We start from the raw sequence: 19,401 nt of genomic DNA on the forward strand, positions 1-19,401 counted from the left end.
TCCCTGTAGGGGCGAATTCATTCGCCAAGGGGCGCGAAGCGGCCCCCTTGAGGTGTCGAAGGCCGAACTTTCGGTCCGGTTGGCGAATGAATTCGCCCCTACAAGTACAGCCTTCGCCGATACACCTGCCTTAGACAAGCACCCCCTGGCCGCGCAGGTAGTCGTCATAGGTGCCGCTGAAGTCGGTCACGCCGTTTTCCGACAGCTCGATGATGCGGGTGGCCAGGGAGCCGACGAATTCGCGGTCGTGGCTGACGAAGATCAGGGTGCCCGGGTAGTTCTCCAGGGCCAGGTTGAGCGCCTCGATGGATTCCATGTCCAGGTGGTTGGTGGGTTCGTCCATCACCAGCACGTTGGGCTTCTTCAGGATCAGCTTGCCGAACAGCATGCGGCCCTGCTCGCCACCGGAAATCACCTTCACCGACTTCTTGATCTCGTCGTTGGAGAACAGCATGCGGCCGAGGGTGCCGCGCACCAGCTGCTCACCGCCCTGGGTCCACTGGGCCATCCAGTCGAACAGGGTGACGTCGTCCTCGAAGTCCTCGGCATGGTCCTGGGCGAAGTAACCGACATCGGCGCTCTCGGTCCACTTCACGTCACCGTTCATCGGCGCCATCTCGCCCACCAGGGTGCGCAGCAGGGTGGTTTTGCCGATGCCGTTGGGGCCGATGATGGCCACGCGCTCGCCGGCTTCGATCTGCATGGACAGGTTCTTGAACAGCGGGGTGCCGTCGAAGCCCTGGCTGACCTTCTCCAGGGTCACCGCCTGGCGGTGCAGCTTCTTGTACTGCTCGAAGCGGATGAAGGGGCTCACGCGGCTGGACGGCTTGACCTCTTCCAGCTGGATCTTGTCGATCTGGCGGGCGCGGCTGGTGGCCTGCTTGGCCTTGGAGGCGTTGGCCGAGAAGCGGCTGACGAACTGCTGCAGTTCGGCGATCTGCGCCTTCTTCTTGGCGTTGTCCGACAGCAGGCGCTCGCGGGCCTGCTCGGCCGCGGTCATGTACTCGTCGTAGTTGCCGGGGAACAGGCGCAGCTCGCCGTAGTCCAGGTCGGCCATGTGGGTGCAGACACTGTTCAGGAAGTGACGGTCGTGGGAAATGATGATCATGGTGGAGTTGCGCGCGGTGAGCACGCCTTCCAGCCAGCGGATGGTGTTGATGTCCAGGTGGTTGGTCGGTTCGTCCAGCAGCAGCACGTCCGGATCGGAGAACAGCGCCTGGGCCAGCAGCACACGCAGCTTCCAGCCCGGGGCCACGGCGCTCATCGGGCCGAAGTGCTGGTCCAGCGGAATGCCCACGCCCAACAGCAGTTCACCGGCGCGGGATTCGGCTGTGTAGCCGTCCATTTCGGCGAAATGGACTTCCAGTTCGGCCACGGCCATGCCGTCGTCTTCGCTCATTTCCGGCAGCGAGTAGATGCGGTCGCGCTCGGCCTTCACCTTCCAGAGTTCTTCGTGGCCCATGATCACGGTGTCGATCACGCTGAAGTCTTCATAGGCGAACTGGTCCTGGCGCAGCTTGCCCAGGCGCACGTTGGGTTCGAGCATCACCTGGCCGGCGGAAGCTTCCAGCTCGCCGCCGAGGATCTTCATGAAGGTCGACTTGCCGCAGCCATTGGCGCCGATCAGGCCGTAGCGGTTGCCGTTGCCGAACTTGACGGAAACGTTCTCGAACAGCGGCTTGGGGCCGAACTGCATGGTGATGTTGGCGGTAGAGATCACGGTGGAATCCTGAGCTGGGGGCGCACGCGCGCAAAAAAGGCGCGATTGTAGCGGTTTCAGCCAGGTTCGGGGGGATAGGTTGTCGGTTTTTTGACCGCTGCGCGGCCCTGTCGCGGAACCGTCATCTTGCGGCGTTAGGCTGGCTCGGCTTCCACGGCACTTCGATGCACCAGCGCATCGCCCCTACCTTCGCGGTACAGGCCAACCTGATCGGTTGGCCTTTTTTCTGGGCCCGCGAAGGCCGTGGTCGCACAGCGACATGCAGGCGGAGCATCCATGGAAATCGCGATCCAGCAGGTCAGCCGTGGCGGCAGGGAAGAGTGGCAGGTGGAGGCGCTCGGCATGAGGGTGGCTTTCCGCGACCGGGCTTCGGCCCTGGCATTCGCCGTCAGGCTGCAGGAGCGTATCGAAGCGCCGCACCGGCTGCCGGGGCTGGGGGCGCCGCCGCAGCCGTGCAAGGAGGACTGAAGGACCGGCGATGTCGCTTTCGGCTATTGCCTGTCGGGTATCCACTGCGGCAAGAATGTGCCTCCAGGACCCGCAGGAGAAAGCCGGTGAAGAAGACTCTGTGTTTCGGCGTACTGGCCTTGCAGGCCTGTGCCTTTGTAGCGGTGGCGGGAGAGTGGCCGCAAGGCGGTGGCGAGAAGTTCAACCGCGAATGCGTCGCCAGCGCGGCCACCCAGGTGCCACAGGACAAGGCGGTCGCCTATTGCCAGTGTTCCACCGGGATGATGCAGGAGGCCTTCACCTCCCAGCAGCTGGTGGCCGTGACCGAGGGTCGCAAGCCCACCCAGGAAGAGTTGGCCGTGCTCACCGACATATCCCGTTCCTGCGCCCGTGAAACCTTGCAATGAATCGGCAATGAAGCCGTCACATGGCGATCCTAGGATGGGCACTGCGCCACGGACGGTGCCCATTCTCGCCAAGCCCCTCAATCCCGGAAGAACACCTGCACCAGGTGATAGCCGAACTGGCTCTTCACCGGGCCATGGATGACGCGCACGGGTTTCTTGAAGATCACCTGGTCGATCACCCGTACCATCTGGCCGGGGCGCACTTCACCCAGGTCGCCGCCGCGCTTGGCGGAAGGGCAGATGGAGTGCTTCTTCGCCAGGGCCGCGAAGTCCTCGCCCTTGTCCAGGCGCTTCTTCAGTTGTTCGGCTTCCGCCTCGGTCTTGACCAGGATGTGACGGGCAAGTGCCTTGGCCATGGGATTTCCTCTTGGACTGTGGAGCGGTTCATTGTGCCAGCATGGCCGGCCGCCATACAGTTGCCGGCCTATGATCCGCTGCGCGGATGCCACGACCCCACATTGGATGCGGACGCCCCATGGACCTCTCCTCGATGCTGAAAATCCTGGCCACCCAGGATGGTTCCGACCTCTACCTGTCCACCGGCGCGCCGCCCTGCGCCAAGTTCAATGGCCTGTTGCGACCGCTCAGCAACGAGCCGCTCAAGGCCGGCGACGTGGCGAGGATTGCCGACTCCATCATGGATGCCGAACAGCGCGCCGAGTTCGACCGTGAGCTGGAGATGAACCTGGCCATCTCGCTGCCGAACATCGGCCGCTTCCGCATCAACATCTTCCGCCAGCGCAACGAGGTCTCCATCGTCGCGCGGAACATCAAGCTGGATATCCCGCGCTTCGAGGACCTCAAGCTGCCCGAAGTGCTGCTCAAGATGGTGATGGAGAAGCGCGGCCTGGTGCTTTTCGTCGGCGGCACCGGCTCCGGCAAGTCCACCTCGCTGGCGGCGCTGATCGACTACCGCAACCGAAACAGCGGCGGCCATATCATCACCATCGAAGACCCGGTGGAGTACGTGCACCGGCACAAGAAATCCATCATCAACCAGCGCGAGGTGGGGGTGGATACCCGCAGCTTCCACGCCGCCCTGAAGAACACCCTGCGCCAGGCGCCGGACGTGATCCTGATCGGCGAGATCCGCGACCGCGAGACCATGGAGCACGCCCTGGCCTTCGCCGACACCGGCCACCTGGCGATTTCCACCCTGCACGCGAACAACGCCAACCAGGCGCTGGACCGCATCATCAACTTCTTCCCCGAGGAGCGTCGCCCGCAGCTGCTCAACGACCTGGGCAACAACCTCAAGGCCTTCGTCTCCCAGCGCCTGGTGCGCACCCAGGACGGCAAACGCCGGGCGGCGGTGGAAGTGCTGCTGGGCACCTCCACCATCAGCGACCTGATCAAGCGCGGCGAATTCCACTCCATCAAGGAAATCATGGAGAAGTCCCGTGGCCTGGGGATGCAGACCTTCGACCAGGCGCTGTTCGACCTGGTGGTGGAAGGTGCCATCCCCGAGGAAGAGGCGATCAAGAACGCCGACTCGGCGAACAACCTGCGGCTGAAGCTCAAGCTGTACCGCGATGGCCCGGCCACCGCGCCCGCACCTGCTGCAGCCGCCCCCGCTCCGGCGGCCGCGCCCGCCCGCACCGAGGATGCCGCCAGCTGGGGCCTGGAGCTGAAGCTGGAGGACCTGGACGAAGGTGAGCCGGAGGAGCCGGGACCGAGGTAGGTCCGGGGCGCGGTTCCTGTGGGGGCGATTTCAATCGCCAAGGGCGGCGCAGCTGCCCCATTCGGACTTGCAGGCCGAGCCTTCGGCCCGGTTGGCGAATGAATTCGCCCCTACAGGCTCCATCGACCGCCTCAGCCTGTATGGCCAAATTTAATTCCCTCTGTACATAGCGCCGGCGTCCCGCTCCCCATAGATTCGCCCCATGCACCCAACCGATCCGGGAGGTCGAGATGCGTATCGCCGTACTGACGTTCGAGGGTTTCAACGAGCTGGATTCATTCGTCGCCGCCGGCCTGCTCAACCGCATGCGCGGGCAGGGCTGGCAGGCGGAGATCACCGCGCCCGGCGAATGGGTCACCTCGATGAACGGCGTGCGGGTGCAGGCCCAGCAGCCCCTGGAATTCGCCAATGAGGCCGACGCGGTGCTGTTCGGCAGCGGCATCAAGACCCGCGAGATCGCCCAGGACCGCAGCATCCTCGACCGCCTGCGCCTGGACCCGTCGCGCCAGTTGATCGGCTCGCAGTGCTCGGGCGCCCTGCTCATGGCGAAACTCGGCCTGCTCGGCAACCTGCCCGCCTGTACCGACCTCACCACCAAACCCTGGGTGATCGAGGCCGGTGTGCGGGTGCTGGACCAGCCGTTCTTCGCCAGCGGCAACCTGGCCACCGCCGGCGGCTGCCTGTCCGCTCCCTATCTCGCGGCCTGGGTGATCGCCAAGCTGGCCGGCGAGGACGCCTGCGCCAGCGCGCTGCACTACGTGGCGCCGGTGGGGGAGAAGGAGGCGTTCGTGGAGCGGGCATTGGATGTGATCAGGCCGTATCTGTAGGGGGATCCGTTTTCCCTGTGGGGGCGATTTCAATCGCCAAGGGCGGCGAAGCTGCCCCTCCCTGAGGATCTGCCGGCGGAACCTTCGGTCCGGTTGGCACCATAGCCCGGATGCATTCCGGGAGCAGTGATGGGCCGAGTGGAACATGAGTGCATCGCTGGTTGGTTCATTGATGCTGCTTGGTCCACCCCCGTGTGCATTGGCGGCTCGTTCTCCAACAGGCCGTTTTCCAGGTTTTCGCGAGTCTGAGACAGACCCTGCAATTCTCGACCCTCGATGCCGCCTGGCATCATTTGAGATTGCAGTAACCGAGATGTCCTCCAGATGCGGGCGCAGCGGCATAGTAAGGCGCTTGCTCATCGGTCAAGGAAACTTGACGCTGCCCGAGCCGGAATGAAGCCCCATGAGTCGTCAGAGCGTTCTTGAAGCTCGGGGTTGCCGGATGCCGGCGATTGCTTAAGAGACTGCGAAAGCTCCTACTCAATAACAGGAATCATTCGTATTTCACGTCCTTGCAGGCAGTGATAAAAATCGCACCACAGTAAGTCGCGTCGTGGATCGCGCTTGGAGTCCACAACGAAAGTACAAGGTGCGCCATGGATGGAATGTCTAGAGGAAGTATCTTTCGTAAGGAAGTACTTCGGAAATCCGATCAACAGGAGCATGGACCGATACTCCTGTCACGCTCGATTAATAGTTGGGGGCTTGTTGGCCTCGCTGCGGCGATATCCATATCTATCCTCATCTATTTATTCTTTGGTAGCTATAAGCCACGAACCACTGCCATGGGCGTACTCGTGCCTGAAAGTGGCGCGATTAGAGTCGTCGCTCCCACGGCAGGGGTCATTTCCGAGCGCAGGGTGCGTGAAGGGCAATTGGTAAAGAAGGGGGACGTTCTCTTCGTTCTCGCTGATGAGAGATTGCAGGTAGGGAATCAATCCAACGGCAAAATTTCCGAACTACGTTTGGCTTCTCTGGCGCAACGCCGAGAGAGCTTGATGCGGCTGCGGAAAACTGCACTGGAACTGGGTAGAGCGACCGAAAATGGACTGCTCGTGCAGCATGAGAACGTTCTGGACGAATTGCAGCGCAACCAACAGGAATTGGCTCTCTACAACAAGCGACTAGCTGCCCTGGGGGAAACCGTCGAGAAACATCGGGCACTGGCAAAGCAGAACTACATCTCCCAGATGGAGCTACAAGACAAGGAGGATCAACTGGCTGCGCTGGAGGCACAGATGCTTGCGGCCCAACGCACGCGCGCACAGCTTTCTCGGTCTGCGGCTACCCTCAAGAGTGAACGGGAACAGGCCCCCATCAAAGCGGCAGCCCAGGTCGCTGAGATTGATCGGGACCTTGCGAGCCTTTCTCTTGAAACCACTGATGTGCAGTCTCGCGACGCCTTCGCAATTACGGCTCCGGTGTCTGGCCGGGTAACCGCCATCAATGCGGAACCCGGACAATCAGTCACGACACATGCATTGGCGGTAATTCTCCCGGAAAGCATCCCTCTAGTGGCGCATTTGTTCGCGACCTCCAAAGCCTTCGGTTTTGTAGAGGTGGGGCAGTCCGTTCGGCTGCGATATCAACCCTACCCATATCAAACATTCGGACTGCAGAGTGGAACAGTCGCCGAAGTCGCTACCAGTCCTCTACGACCTGAAGAGGTCGCATTACTACCGGAGTTAACTACAAAGGAGGCTATGTATCGCATCATCGTTACACTTGATAGTCAAAGTATTAAAGCGCACGGGAGACAGATTGACCTTTTTCCGGGAATCTTGCTCGATGCGGATATTGAGCAAGAAAAACGCCGCCTCATTGACTGGTTTCTTGCCCCGGTAGCCGGTGCAGGCAGATATCTGTAGTAAGTCAAAGAAAAATATGGCTCTTCCCATGCGTTTGGAATCAAACAATCATGGCAGAGACCGCTTTATCGCGGGAAAACTTCGTCCTACCTAGAGCGGGCGAACATTTAAGGATACGCAATGAAAGAAAAAACTGTATCACCTACGACTCTGGAAAACGTTCAGTTCGATGAGTTTGGCCGCTACGAAGTGCCCAGTATCGTAGCAGATGAAGAGCTGGATCTTGTTGCTGGCGGCATGACCATTATTGGACAAATAAATATTGGTTATTGCCCTCCTGGTACTCCTCCCACTCCTCCCACTCCCCCAAAGCCAAACAGAACATGCGGCGAAGATGGTGATGATGATTACGAGCAGGACTAGTTGATAGGAAGTTTTGGGGCCGGTCTCTGGTTAGGCTATTTGTCGTGCTGGAGGCTGGTTAGATAAATTGAATCTCACGGAGGAGCAGAATTCCATGCCTAAAACAAATAGTCGGTCGACCTGGTCGACCTTAAATCCTCAGCTTCTCGAGCTTGTACTTATGCCGACGGAACAGTGCAATTTTCGTTGCGCCTACTGTTATGAGGATTTTTCTAACGGCAAGATGAGCCCTAGAGTTCAGGTGGCTTTGAAGACGTTTCTGAAAGTTCGAATTAAAGATCTCAAGCACCTAAGCTTCCAATGGTTTGGCGGAGAACCACTGGCAGCCAAGAGCATTGTTTATGAGCTCAGCGCCTTCGCGCAAAAACTGTGCTTAGATCATGGTGTTGGCTTTGGTGGGGCTTTGACCACAAACGGTTATCTGTTGGATGTGCGGGTGGTTCGAGAACTATTTGACTTTGGCCAGCGAGGCTACCAGATTTCACTAGATGGTATGGAAGACGCACACAATTCAACTAGGAGACTGGCATCTGGCGCTGGCACATTTGAACGTATCTGGGAGAATCTGAAAGCAATACGAGACTCTAGCCTGGAAGTTTCGGTACTGCTCCGGGTACACCTGACGCCCGATAATACGCAATCCATTAAAGCGCTTGCCAAGGTACTGCGCACAGAATTTCTCCACGACTCGCGATTTTCCGTATTGCTCAAGCCCATTGAAAATCTGGGTGGTCCCAATAGCTCGAACATCGCGTCTCTGGACAAAGCAGTGCGAGCCGAACTATTGAGCGAAATCCGAAGCGAGTTGTACCGTGACAGGCCCCTGGTTGCAAAACCCAGAACCACTGTTAAAGAGGCTTGCTATGCGAGTCGGCCGAACTCGTTCGTGATCCGCGCGGACGGTCGGGTGCAAAAGTGCACTGTCGCGCTGTCCGAAGCTCATAACACAGTTGGACATCTGGCTGACGATGGCAGCATTCGGCTCGACAGAGAACTGATGGGGCAGTGGATGAGAGGCTATGAAACCGGCGATCTTCGTGAATTGCGTTGTCCCGCACAACACTTTCCTAGTTCGAGAGAGCATAAAAATCTCATTTCTGTTGCGCTGATTCCATGAAAAATTACATTAATTTTAGAATTCCAAAGAAAAATTTTATTGCCGGCATCGCCGATCAAGATATGCATCTCGTACGAGGCGCGGTGGCGCCCTCACTTTTGAAATGGGCTGACCTCAACGCGGCACTCTACTATATCGATGCCATGCCACCCCATGTCCGGGTTCATAAGAATGGCTTGGTCCCCGAGTCACATTATGTGGAAGACTGTTCGATTGCTGGACTTTCAGGGAAGCGGCTTAACGCGGCTGCGCTTCAAGACTTGCTGTCAAACGGTGCCACGGTCGTACTCAATCATATTGATACACGTCTTGAGTTGGTCCGGAATCTATGCACAGAGGTCGCTGAGTATTCGAACGCGGAAACCCTGGCAAATGGATATCTGGCCTTTTCCGGGCGAGGGAGCTTTGGACCACATTGGGATACGCATGATGTCATGGCTATCCAACTTATTGGCCGTAAACGGTGGAAGGTCTATAAACCAACTTTTCCCTTGCCGCTCGTAGGGCAGACCAGTAAAGAGCACAAAGCCGAGTGTCCAACTGAGCCCGTGTTCGATGGCATCCTTGAGGCGGGTGACCTGCTCTATCTGCCACGAGGATGGTGGCATGACGCGTTACCTATTGGAGAAACATTCCACGTCGCAATCGGTATGTATACGGCAAATGTACCGAATTTTATTTCGTGGATTTGCCGGCGAGCCCTTCGCGAACATGAGGAGCTTCGAGGAACCTTGAGACCGGGATGCAATTTTAATCGGACCATCGCGGTAGCCAGCAAGTTTATAGCAGAACTCATGAATGATCCCAGGCAACAGATAGCTTTCATGGATGAACTAAAAAAATCACGCAGCAAACCTCATCAGCCCTTCGCGCTCGAGTCCCTTGTGAACTCGGAACTAATGACTGATCGGAAGCCGCTCATAGTAGAGGAAGTTAGTTAATGGTTCGCCAGTTCATGACTTTGCTTTTGTTGGTTCTACCGGTGTTTCCCTGCCATGCCGGCACAACGACGAATATCGCTACGGAAGAAAAGGAGCACATTCCCGCCAATTCCAGCTGGAGCCAGGTCGCCGTTCGGAACATCACGCGCGCGCACGAAATCATCCGCGAGGCGCATCCAGGCGTACTGGACCCGACGGACCAGGGATTCCAACAGTGGTTCGTGAAAGGGTACGACGAAGCCCTGGAACTCGCCCGGCAAGCGGACTCCGAAAGCAAGGCGCTGGCTGCTCTACGTTTCTACGTCACGGGCTACAGGGATGGGCATCTGGTCGCATGGACGGAAGAGGCGGTCAATGAGTCCCCTCGCTGGGCGGGATGGCTGGTGCGGCGCAGCAATGGAAGGTACCGCGTTGCCGTCCGTGCGCCGGACTGGCCCGCCGAGATACCCCGGCTCGGCGACGAACTGCTTTCCTGTGATGGCCAGCCCATTGACGATCTGCTGGCGAAAAAGGTCGCGCCCTTTGTGGACCGGCGGCTGAGTCTGGCGGAAACCCGGTCCCGGCTTGCACTGCATCTCACCAGCGAGCCGTCCTACGAAACGCTGTGGGAGCCGCTGCGTTTGAAACAGTGCGAGGTTCGATCGTCGTCAGGGGAGGTCCACCGGTTCGTGCTGCAGTGGCAGCCCTATACGGACCAACAGCAGCGGATGGCCATTCAAGCCGTGCCACGCCAAGGCATCAAGCAACTGCGCCAGGGCATCTACTGGATTCATGCCACTGACTTTTCCTTGTCCAGTCGCAAGGCCTTTATCTCGTTCGAAAGGCTGCTGGAGAAGGTTCGCGGACTGGAAGATGCCGATGCCGTGGTGCTGGACACCCGCGGCAACGGTGGAGGCAACTCCTTGTTCGGCTACCGGCTTCTGGCGGCGCTGTTCAAGGAGGCCCTGTCCGACGACGCAGAGACCAGCGAAGCCAGTGCCAAGGCGTACTGGCGTGTTTCCGCGACCGCTCGCAATTCGCTTGAGACTGTCAAAGCAAGGATTGGTAAACAGGAAGGCCAGAAAAGCCTGTCGTACAAGTTCGCGGATACTCTCCTATCACGCATGAATGAAGCTGCGTCACGCGGCCTAGCCTTTGTCGAGCAAATGGATGTATCGGATGACGAACTGGCGGAACCTGGCAGGCCTTTTGCGGGCAAGCTGGTGCTGGTCACGGACTCGGGCTGCGCGAGCGCTTGCTTGGACTTCGTGGGCTCGGTTTTAGACATTCCCGAAGCGGTTCACGTTGGGAGCGTGACCAGCGGCGATACGCCCTACCTGGACATAACGCCGCTCCCTCTTTCAGACACGGTGAAGATGTGGGTTCCGCTCAAGGTCTGGAAGAACCGCAAGCGTGGGAACAACGAACCCTATGTGCCGCAGTTCAGCTTCGAGGGTGACCTCAGCGATACCGCGGCCGTTCAGGCATGGGTCCTGGACAGCATCTTGCCAACCGCCAGGAAGATTTCTATCCCGTGAGCTCATATCTGCAAACAACGGTTGCGGAATGTGGACTTGCATGCGTGGGTTATATCGCCGCGCACCACAAGCATGAATTCTCCATGAACGAACTGCGGGCGCGCTTCACAGTGTCGATTCGTGGAACAAGCTTGCGCGATCTCATTCGCTTGGGGGAAGTTCTGGGCTTGGGTGCTAGGGCGGTGCGCCTTGAACTCACTGGGCTTTCCAGGCTGCCGTTACCCTGCATATTGCATTGGGATCTGACGCATTTCGTCGTTCTTGTGAAAGTCTCACGCAACAAGATTACGGTGCATGACCCCGCGCGGGGCGAGCGCTCCATGTCGCTGGACGAGGCAAGCGCTCATTTTACGGGCATAGCCCTGGAGATGTGGCCTACGGCAGAGTTTCAGCAGATCAAGCCCAAACCTCCCATCAGTTGGCGCGACCTGATAGGACCCATCGTCGGGCTACGGCGAAGCCTGTCGCAATTGTTCATTCTGGCTGCAGCCTTGCAGGTGGTGGCGTTGGTGCTGCCACTCTTCACGCAATGGCTCATTGACGGCCCCGTTGTCTCGGGCGATGTCGATTTGATTGGCGTTATCGTCACTGGCTTCGTGATGGTTACGCTTATCCGCGTGGTACTGGAATGGACGCGAGGCTGGCTTGGTATCGTCGCCACGTACCAGCTTGGCATCCAGTGGGCGTCGCGCATCGCCGGCCACTTGTTTCGGTTGCCCACGAAGTGGTTCGAGGTACGGCACACGGGCGATGTGCTCTCTCGTTTTCAGTCCGCGCAAAGCATCCAGCAGACTGTCACCGGCAAGCTCGTCGATATTTTGCTGGACGGTCTGTTCGCAACAGTGACCGCCATCGTGATGGTGATCTACAGCCCGATCCTGGCCGTTGTCGTCATGGGCACGATCATGGGCTATGCGGTAATACGCCTGTCGACCCACGGCTCTTTTCACCGACTCAGTGACGAGGCCATGACTCATGAGGCGGTGGCCCAGACCCATTTTCTGGAAAGCCTGCGAGCCATGCAGAGCATCAAGATCGCCGGCCTGGAGGCGCAGAGAACATCCCGCTGGTCGAACCTCATGGTGCGTGCCGTCAATAAGCGAATGCTGGCCAACCGGATGACGCTGGGCTTCAGCGCCAGCTACAGCCTTCTATTCGGCCTCGAGACTGTTGCGGTGTTGGGGGCAGGCGCCTACATGACCGTCCAGGGCACCTTGACCGTCGGAATGCTGATGGCATTCATCTCCTACAAGGACGAATTCTCGTCAAGGATGCAGCGATTCATCGACAACCTCATGTCGATGCGCATGCTGCGCCTGCATGTAGAGCGCCTGTCCGATATCGTCTTGGCCGAGCCGGAAAAGACCACAGGTGCCATGCCGGAGCGGTTCGATACTGCGGATTGGCAGGCTCCCGAGATCCAGTTCGACAATGTGAGCTTTCGCTACACCGAGGGTACGGAATGGGTGCTGAAGGATGTCAATCTCACCCTCCGTGCTGGTGAGCATGTGGCAATCGTCGGCCCTACCGGATGTGGAAAGACTACGCTGGCCAAGATCGTCCTGGGCTTGCTGGAACCTACGACTGGCACCGTGCGCGTTGGAGGCCATCCCCTCGCACATGTAGGCCTCGCGAACTGGCGCCGGCACATTGGCGCGGTGATGCAGGATGATCAGTTGTTCTCGACGAGCCTGAAAGAGAACATCGCTGGCTTCGATGAAGAAATCGACATGCGCCGTGTTCAGGAGGCGGCCGTGGCGGCCTTCATCCATGAGGATATTCTTGCCATGCCGATGGGCTACGACACGCTCAACGGGGACATGGGCAATTCCCTGTCGGGCGGCCAGCGGCAACGTCTTCTGCTGGCGCGTGCGCTCTACCGCCGGCCGTGCGTGCTGGTTCTGGACGAAGCGACCAGTCATCTGGATGTCGAGAAAGAACGTCAGGTCAACGATTCGATCTGTCGCCTGCCCATCACGCGCATCACGATTGCCCACCGGCCCGAAACCATCGCCATGGCGGAGCGGGTGATCGATATCACTCGGCTGCAATCGGCTGTCAGCATGCGTGAAGACTCAGTTCCTGCCGAATGAGTGCTCGCTATTTCTCCTGGATGTTCCCTGCCACGGCTGTTGGTCCTCGTCCCCCAGCAGTCCGAGGCCATGGTTCCAAGGGAGCGGCCACTCTTGTGACGCGATTGCTGGTGGGCATGATCTGCCTGCCTCTGATGGCGTCGTCGCTTGCGCTGGATGTGTTCCAGACGGAAGAGGCTCTCGTTTCCCCCGTCACGTCTGCCTCTGGCCAGCCCTGCGCATTTGGAGCATTACCCGATCCCGTACCGTTGGTTGATGTGGTCGAACGCATGCTTTGCCAAGAACCCAGTGTTCGGCTGGCGTGGGCCCAGGCGAAGGTTCAAGCCGCGCAAGTGGGGATCAGGCGTTCCGCATACCTCCCACGCCTGGATGGCCAATTGGGCGCCAGTGAGGGTCGGAACCATGTGGAGCGTGCGGGCGAATCCAGGAGTGGGGCACGGCAAGCGCGCAGTGGCGACCTGACCCTGAGCTGGGTGCTGTTCGACTTCGGCCGCCGGGAAGCATCGCTGGCGGGTGCGCAGCAACTGCTTTTGGCTGCGAACGCCAGCCAGCAAGCGGCTGTGCAAGATGCGTTCGTCCAAGCGGTTCAGTTGTACTACCAGGCGCAGGCACGGAGTAGACGACTGGCAGCCGCAGAGCAAGTCTTGGTGCTGGCACGGGAGAATTTCGAAGCGGCGGATGCCAAGTTCCGAGCAGGTGCCGCAGCGCTTTCAGACAGACTCCAGGCTCAGACCGCCTTGTCCAGCGCCAGTCTGAGGCGGATTCGCGAGCAAGGCTCGTTGGAGCAGGTCCTGGGCGACATAGCGTTGCGCATGGGGCTTTCCCCAAGCCAGCCATTGCGGATTGAGTTGGGTTCTACTGCGCGACCTGACTCAGCGTTCCTCACCTCCGTTGACGAGCTGCTAACCATCGCCCGTCAGGAGCATCCCACGCTCATGGCAGCCCAGGCACGTTTGAAGGCTGCAGTAGCCTCCGTCGAAGAAGGCCGGGCCTACGGTCGGCCCAGCATCGCGCTCACGGCGAACATCAGACGTGCCCAGAATGACCAGCCTGACATCCTTGGTTCGGACGTCAGGCAATCCGATCGCAGTATTGGCCTTCAGCTCAGCATTCCGCTGTTTCACGGATTCGAACGCAACTACCAGATACGCGAGGCCCAAGCCCGGGTCGCCGCAAGCACGGAGGACCTAGCCGATGCCACGCAGCGGATTTCGTTGGATGTCTGGATGAACTATCAGACGTTGCGTACGGAAACCCAGAGCCTGCAGCGGACCGCCGAAATCGAAGAGCAATCCCGGCAAGCGCTGACGCTGATACGGGGCCGCTACAGGTCTGGCGTGGGCAGCATGACGGAGCTTCTCAACGCGATGAATACATTTGCCGACGCGCAGGAGCTTCATATAGACGCATTGAACGGTTGGCAGACTGCGCGGCTTGGACTTGCGAGCGGTCTGGGGCGGCTTGGATTCTGGACACTGAAGTAGGTTTCGCCATGCGTCAGGGCAGGGGCTCCAGGATTGGGTAACTCGAAAGAATTCGAGACCTGGCCGATGCCCACCGGCCTGCTTGGCAAATGACAGGGTAATGGCAGGGCCTGCTTTCCTGGGGGCGATTTCAATCACCAAGGGCGGCGCAGCCGCCCCCAGGGCTATAGACCGGACCTTCGGCCCGGTTGGCGAATGAGTTCGCCCCTACAGATGAGTCCAATGCATCAGCTCTGCAGTTCCGGCAGATCCCGGTACAACTCCAGCGCCTGCGGATTGGCCAGGGCATCGGTGTTCGTCACCGGCTTGCCGTGCACCACGTTGCGCACCGCCAGCTCGACTATCTTGCCGCTCAGGGTGCGCGGGATATCGGCGACGGCGATGATCTTCGCCGGCACATGGCGGTGCGTGGTGTTGGCGCGGATCACCTGGCGGATGCGCTCGCGCAGGGCGTCGTCCAGGGTCACGCCGTCGCGCAGGCGGACGAACAGCACCACTCGCACGTCGCCCTGCCAGTCCTGGCCGATGGCGATGGACTCCAGCACCTCTTCCACCTTTTCCACCTGGCGGTAGATTTCCGCGGTGCCGATGCGCACGCCACCGGGGTTGAGCACCGCATCGGAGCGGCCATGGATCACCAGGCCGCCGTGGGGCGTTTCCTCGGCGTAGTCGCCGTGGGCCCAGACGCCGGGGAAGGTCTCGAAATAGGCAGACCTGAACCTCGCGCCGTCCGGATCGTTCCAGAATCCCACCGGCATCGAGGGGAAGTGGCGCACGCAGACCAGCTCGCCTTTTTCGCCGAACACCCGCCTGCCGTCCTCGTTCCACACCTGCACGTCCATGCCCAGGCCCTTGCATTGCAGCTCGCCGCGCCATACCGGCAGTACCGGGTTGCCCAGGGCGAAGCAGGAGACGATGTCGGTGCCGCCGGAGATGGAGGACAGGCAGAGCTCACCCTTGATGTCGCGGTAGACGTAATCGAAGCTCTCGTGGGACAGCGGTGACCCGGTGGAGAACAGCGCCTTCAGGCGTTCCAGGCGATGGCTCAGGCGGGGTTTGACGCCGGCCTTCTCCAGGGCAGCGAGGTACTTGGCGCTGGTGCCGAAGAGGCTGATGCCCTCGGCATCGATCAGGTCGATCAGGCGCTCGGGGCCGGGGTGGAAGGGCGAGCCGTCGTAGAGCACCAGGGTGGCGCCCAGGGCCAGGCCGGACACCAGCCAGTTCCACATCATCCAGCCGCAGGTGGTGAAGTAGAACAGCGTGTCGGAGGATGTCAGGTCGCAGTGCAGGCCATGCTCCTTGACGTGCTGCAGCAGGGTGCCGCCGACGCCATGGACGATGCACTTGGGCACGCCGGTGGTGCCGCTGGAGTAGAGGATGTACAGCGGCTGGTCGAAGGGCACCGGGGTAAACACCGGCTCGCCGCCGGTCTGGTAGAAGTCGTTCCACAGGGCCACTCGGGCGCGGCTGGTGAAGTCCGCCGGCCGAGCTTCGGGGCGGGAGTAGGGCAGCACCACCAGCTGTTCGAGCCAGGGCATGCGTTCGAGTATTTCGTTGAGCTTGGCGGTCAGGTCCAGGTTCTTGCCGGCGTATCGGTAGCCGGCGGCGGCGATCAGCACCTTGGGTTCGATCTGGCCGAAACGGTCGATCACCCCCTGGGTGCCGAAGTCCGGCGAGCAGGACGACCAGGTGGCGCCCAGGCTGGTGGCGGCGAGCATGGCCACCACCGTTTGCCAGGTGTTGGGCATGAAGGCCGCCACGCGGTCGCCGACGCCAACGCCGATGGCCTTCAGGCTCTGCCGCAGACCGGCTACCTGGGCGGCCAGTTCGGCGTAGGTCAGCTGTACGCGGCTGCCGTCTTCACTAATGGCCACCAGGGCAGGATGGTCGTCACGGCGGCGCAGCAAGTGTTCGGCGAAGTTCAGGGTCGCACCGGAAAACCAGCGGGCGCTGGGCATGGCCGCGCCTTCTTGCAGTACCGCGACGGGCGGGTTGCTGAAGCGGATGTCGAAGAACTCGACCAACGCCTGCCAGAAGGCCTCGCGGTGGTCCAGGCTCCAGGCGTGCAGGGCAGGGTAGTCGGGCAGGTCCAGGCCCTGTTGCTGGCTGACCTGGCGGCGGAAGGCATCCATGCGCGTGGCGGCGATCCGCACCGGGCTGGGGGTCCACAGTGGCTGGTCCATCTGCGCATCCTCATCGTTCTAGCCGGTTGCTATAGAGCATAGGCCCTGGCTCATGGCCGGGGCAGGTTGAGGCGGCTCCAGTCGCGCACATGCAGCAGCACGTCGCTGAGGGCCTGGGCGGCAGTGGAAAGCTTGTGCTCGGCCAGTCGCAGCAACCCCAGGCGGCGCTCAACCAACGGGCTGTGCAGGGCGACGCAGCGGGCGCCGAGCTCCTGCATCTGCTGGATGCACAGGCTGGGCACCACGCTCACCCCCAGGCCCTGGGCCACCATGCGTCCCACAGTCACCAGCTGGTGGCTTTCGAAGGCCACCGGTAGGCGGCCGTGCTGCGAGGTGACGCTGTCCTCCAGCAGCAGGCGCACCGCCGAGGGCCGTTGCAGGGTGATGAAGTTGCCCTGCAGCAATTCCTCCCAACTCACCTCGGCGCGCCGTGCCAGCTCGCTGTCGGCGGGCACCACGGCGACGAAACGGTCGGTGTAGAAGGGCGTGAAATCCAGGCCGTCGAGGGATTCCGGCTCGAAGGCGATGCCCAGCTCCACCCGCCGGTTGCGCACCATCTCCAGCACCTGCTCGTTGATCACATCGTGTACCGCGACGTTGACCTTGGGATGGCGGTCGCGAAAGGCCTTGAGCGCCTCGGGCAGCAGGTTGCCGGCGAAGGAGGGCATGGCGGCGATGGAGACCTTGCCCAGCTGCAGGGTGAAGTGCTGGCGCAGCAGCTCCTCGGCGTTGTCCCAGTCCGCCAGCAGGCGCCGCGCGATGGGCAGCAGGGTCTCGCCCTCCGGTGTCAGGGTCACGCTGCGGGTGGTGCGCACCAGCAGTTGGCCACCGAGGGAATCCTCCAGGTTCTTGATCGCCAGGCTCAGGGCCGGTTGGGACAGGTGCAGCCGTTCGCAGGCCTGGGCGAAGCTGAGGTTCTGCGCCACGGCGAGGAAGGCACGTAGCTGTTTGACGGTCATTTATTTGGATTCCTAATCAATGGTTAGGAAAAACAAACTTAACAAATCAGTTCGGGCAGGAGAAGCTCTGCCTCACCCAACGGCGGCATCCCCGCCGCATCCAATAAAGACAAGAGGCGCAACAGCATGAGCGGACTCGACAAACGCGTGAGCTCCTATGAAGAGGCCCTGGACGGCCTGACCGATGATATGACCGTCCTGTCCGGAGGCTTCGGCATCTGTGGCATCCCGGAAAACCTCATCGCCGAGATCCGCCGCCGTGGCGTCAAGGGCCTGACCGTGGTCTCCAACAACTGCGGCATCGACGGCTTCGGCCTCGGCGTGCTGCTGGAGGACCGCCAGATCCGCAAGATGATCGCCTCCTACGTCGGCGAGAACGCTCTGTTCGAGAAGCAGCTGCTCAGCGGCGAGCTGGAAGTCGAACTGACCCCGCAAGGCACCCTCGCCGAGAAACTGCGCGCCGGCGGTGCCGGCATTCCAGCCTTCTTCACCGCCACCGGCTACGGCACTCCGGTCGCCGAAGGCAAGGAAGTGCGCGAATTCAATGGCCGCAAGTACATCCTCGAACCCTCCATTACCGGCGACTTCGCCATCGTCAAGGGCTGGAAGGCCGACCATTTCGGCAACGTGATCTACCGCCATACCGCGCAGAACTTCAACCCCATGGTGGCCACCGCCGGTCGCATCACCGTGGTCGAGGTGGAAGAAATCGTCGAGCCGGGCGAGCTGGACCCGGCCCAGATCCACACCCCGGGCATCTACGTCGACCGCATCATCTGCGGCAACTTCGAGAAGCGCATCGAAAAGCGCACCGTCCGCTCCTGAGCCTGACCAAGACAAGAATTCGAGGATATCGACATGGCACTGACCCGCGAACAGATGGCCCAGCGTGTGGCCCGCGAACTGAAAGACGGTTACTACGTGAACCTGGGGATCGGCATCCCGACCCTGGTGGCCAACTACGTACCCGAAGGCATGCAGGTGATGCTGCAGTCCGAGAACGGCCTGCTGGGCATGGGCGCTTTCCCCACCGAGGATGAGGTGGATGCCGACATGATCAACGCCGGCAAGCAGACCGTCACCGCGGTCAAGGGCGCTTCGATCTTCTCGTCCGCCGAGTCCTTCGCGATGATCCGTGGCGGCCACGTCGACCTGACCGTGCTGGGCGCCTTCGAGGTGGACGTCCAGGGCAACATCGCCTCCTGGATGATCCCCGGCAAGCTGGTCAAGGGCATGGGCGGCGCCATGGACCTGGTGGCCGGTGCCGACAACATCATCGTCACCATGACCCACGCCTCCAAGGACGGCGAGTCCAAGCTGCTGGACAGCTGCTCGCTGCCGCTGACCGGCGCCGGCTGCATCCGCAAGGTGCTGACCGACCTGGCCTACCTGGAGATCGAGGACGGCGCCTTCATCCTGCGCGAAACCGCGCCGGGCGTGAGCATCGCCGAGATCGCCGAGAAGACCGCCGGCCGCCTGATCGTCCCGGACGACGTGGTCGAAATGACCTTCTGAGTACCTCGCCGCGCCGGAGGGGGCCACCACGCATGGCCCGCCTCCGGGGCGGTTTTTTCATTTTGCCCTGCCCATGCCCCGTAGGGTGGGTCGGGCGGCGCTCCGCGAGCGGGGCGATGCCCATCAGCCGTCGGTGACCCGCAGTGGCGCCGATGCAATTTGCAGGAGATTGAAGATGCAAGACGTCGTAATCGTCGCCGCCACCCGCACCGCCATCGGCAGCTTCCAGGGCGCCCTGGCGAACATCCCCGCCCACGAACTGGGCGCCGCGGTGATCCG

18 protein-coding genes are annotated in these 19,401 nt (G+C 60.9%); 14 read left to right on the forward strand and 4 right to left on the reverse strand.

The window, feature by feature from the left end; translation table 11 throughout:
• Positions 1 to 130 precede the first annotated feature (130 nt).
• Positions 131 to 1,720 carry an ABC-F family ATPase gene (locus ACFPU0_RS24640; RefSeq protein WP_377695910.1) on the reverse strand — a complete coding sequence of 530 codons (1,590 nt, stop codon included), beginning with the start codon at positions 1,718 to 1,720 and terminating at the stop codon, positions 131 to 133.
• Between the two features lie 276 nt (positions 1,721 to 1,996).
• On the opposite strand from ACFPU0_RS24640, the gene ACFPU0_RS24645 reads away from it, so the two are divergent.
• Both ACFPU0_RS24645 and ACFPU0_RS24650 read left to right on the forward strand, forming a co-directional pair.
• Positions 1,997 to 2,188, forward strand: a complete 192-nt coding sequence (locus ACFPU0_RS24645; protein ID WP_377695911.1) for a hypothetical protein — start codon at positions 1,997 to 1,999, stop codon at positions 2,186 to 2,188.
• Positions 2,189 to 2,274: 86 nt separating this feature from the next.
• A complete protein-coding gene (locus ACFPU0_RS24650) occupies positions 2,275 to 2,574 on the forward strand; it encodes a hypothetical protein (protein ID WP_377695912.1) in 300 nt (99 codons plus the stop codon).
• Between the two features lie 77 nt (positions 2,575 to 2,651).
• Here the strand turns inward: ACFPU0_RS24650 and ACFPU0_RS24655 are convergent, their stop codons facing one another.
• Positions 2,652 to 2,930 (reverse strand): peptidylprolyl isomerase, encoded by a 279-nt coding sequence (locus tag ACFPU0_RS24655; protein WP_377695913.1) that lies wholly within the window; start codon positions 2,928 to 2,930, stop codon positions 2,652 to 2,654.
• A 119-nt stretch (positions 2,931 to 3,049) separates the two neighbouring features.
• Here ACFPU0_RS24655 and ACFPU0_RS24660 point away from each other — a divergent pair, with 119 nt between their 5' ends.
• The 9 genes from ACFPU0_RS24660 to ACFPU0_RS24700 all read left to right on the forward strand — a co-directional run bounded on the left by ACFPU0_RS24660 (position 3,050) and on the right by ACFPU0_RS24700 (position 14,465).
• Positions 3,050 to 4,255 (forward strand): PilT/PilU family type 4a pilus ATPase, encoded by a 1,206-nt coding sequence (locus tag ACFPU0_RS24660; RefSeq protein WP_377695914.1) that lies wholly within the window; start codon positions 3,050 to 3,052, stop codon positions 4,253 to 4,255.
• Between the two features lie 230 nt (positions 4,256 to 4,485).
• Positions 4,486 to 5,082, forward strand: a complete 597-nt coding sequence (locus ACFPU0_RS24665) for a DJ-1/PfpI family protein (protein WP_377695915.1) — start codon at positions 4,486 to 4,488, stop codon at positions 5,080 to 5,082.
• 785 nt (positions 5,083 to 5,867) lie between these two features.
• Positions 5,868 to 6,950, forward strand: a complete 1,083-nt coding sequence (locus ACFPU0_RS24670) for an HlyD family efflux transporter periplasmic adaptor subunit (protein WP_377695916.1) — start codon at positions 5,868 to 5,870, stop codon at positions 6,948 to 6,950.
• A 120-nt stretch (positions 6,951 to 7,070) separates the two neighbouring features.
• A complete protein-coding gene (locus ACFPU0_RS24675; protein WP_377695917.1) occupies positions 7,071 to 7,313 on the forward strand; it encodes a hypothetical protein in 243 nt (80 codons plus the stop codon).
• Between the two features lie 94 nt (positions 7,314 to 7,407).
• Positions 7,408 to 8,430, forward strand: coding sequence for a radical SAM protein (locus ACFPU0_RS24680; RefSeq protein ID WP_377695918.1), 1,023 nt, complete (start codon positions 7,408 to 7,410; stop codon positions 8,428 to 8,430).
• Positions 8,427 to 9,371 (forward strand): JmjC domain-containing protein, encoded by a 945-nt coding sequence (locus tag ACFPU0_RS24685; protein WP_377695919.1) that lies wholly within the window; start codon positions 8,427 to 8,429, stop codon positions 9,369 to 9,371. The genes ACFPU0_RS24680 and ACFPU0_RS24685 overlap by 4 nt, the downstream gene beginning before the upstream one ends.
• Positions 9,371 to 10,888, forward strand: coding sequence for a S41 family peptidase (locus tag ACFPU0_RS24690; RefSeq protein WP_377695920.1), 1,518 nt, complete (start codon positions 9,371 to 9,373; stop codon positions 10,886 to 10,888). The genes ACFPU0_RS24685 and ACFPU0_RS24690 overlap by 1 nt, the downstream gene beginning before the upstream one ends.
• Positions 10,837 to 12,981, forward strand: coding sequence for a peptidase domain-containing ABC transporter (locus ACFPU0_RS24695; protein WP_377695921.1), 2,145 nt, complete (start codon positions 10,837 to 10,839; stop codon positions 12,979 to 12,981). The genes ACFPU0_RS24690 and ACFPU0_RS24695 overlap by 52 nt, the downstream gene beginning before the upstream one ends.
• Positions 12,982 to 13,097: 116 nt before the next feature.
• Positions 13,098 to 14,465 carry a TolC family protein gene (locus ACFPU0_RS24700; RefSeq protein ID WP_377695937.1) on the forward strand — a complete coding sequence of 456 codons (1,368 nt, stop codon included), beginning with the start codon at positions 13,098 to 13,100 and terminating at the stop codon, positions 14,463 to 14,465.
• 227 nt (positions 14,466 to 14,692) lie between these two features.
• Here ACFPU0_RS24700 and ACFPU0_RS24705 read toward each other — a convergent pair whose 3' ends face one another.
• Both ACFPU0_RS24705 and ACFPU0_RS24710 read right to left on the reverse strand, forming a co-directional pair.
• Positions 14,693 to 16,648, reverse strand: coding sequence for an acetoacetate--CoA ligase (locus ACFPU0_RS24705; protein ID WP_377695922.1), 1,956 nt, complete (start codon positions 16,646 to 16,648; stop codon positions 14,693 to 14,695).
• A gap of 50 nt (positions 16,649 to 16,698) precedes the next feature.
• Positions 16,699 to 17,607, reverse strand: a complete 909-nt coding sequence (locus tag ACFPU0_RS24710) for a LysR family transcriptional regulator (protein WP_377695923.1) — start codon at positions 17,605 to 17,607, stop codon at positions 16,699 to 16,701.
• A 126-nt stretch (positions 17,608 to 17,733) separates the two neighbouring features.
• Here ACFPU0_RS24710 and ACFPU0_RS24715 point away from each other — a divergent pair, with 126 nt between their 5' ends.
• The 3 genes from ACFPU0_RS24715 to ACFPU0_RS24725 all read left to right on the forward strand — a co-directional run.
• On the forward strand, positions 17,734 to 18,432 hold the full coding sequence (locus tag ACFPU0_RS24715; RefSeq protein WP_377695924.1) for a CoA transferase subunit A: 699 nt from the start codon (positions 17,734 to 17,736) through the stop codon (positions 18,430 to 18,432).
• Positions 18,433 to 18,465: 33 nt separating this feature from the next.
• Positions 18,466 to 19,122, forward strand: coding sequence for a CoA transferase subunit B (locus tag ACFPU0_RS24720; protein WP_377695925.1), 657 nt, complete (start codon positions 18,466 to 18,468; stop codon positions 19,120 to 19,122).
• 175 nt (positions 19,123 to 19,297) lie between these two features.
• A partial coding sequence (locus ACFPU0_RS24725; RefSeq protein ID WP_377695938.1) for a hypothetical protein occupies positions 19,298 to 19,401 on the forward strand: 104 nt, incomplete at its 3' end.

The organism is Pseudomonas sp. GCM10022186 (genome assembly GCF_042656385.1).
Classification (GTDB): domain Bacteria; phylum Pseudomonadota; class Gammaproteobacteria; order Pseudomonadales; family Pseudomonadaceae; genus Metapseudomonas.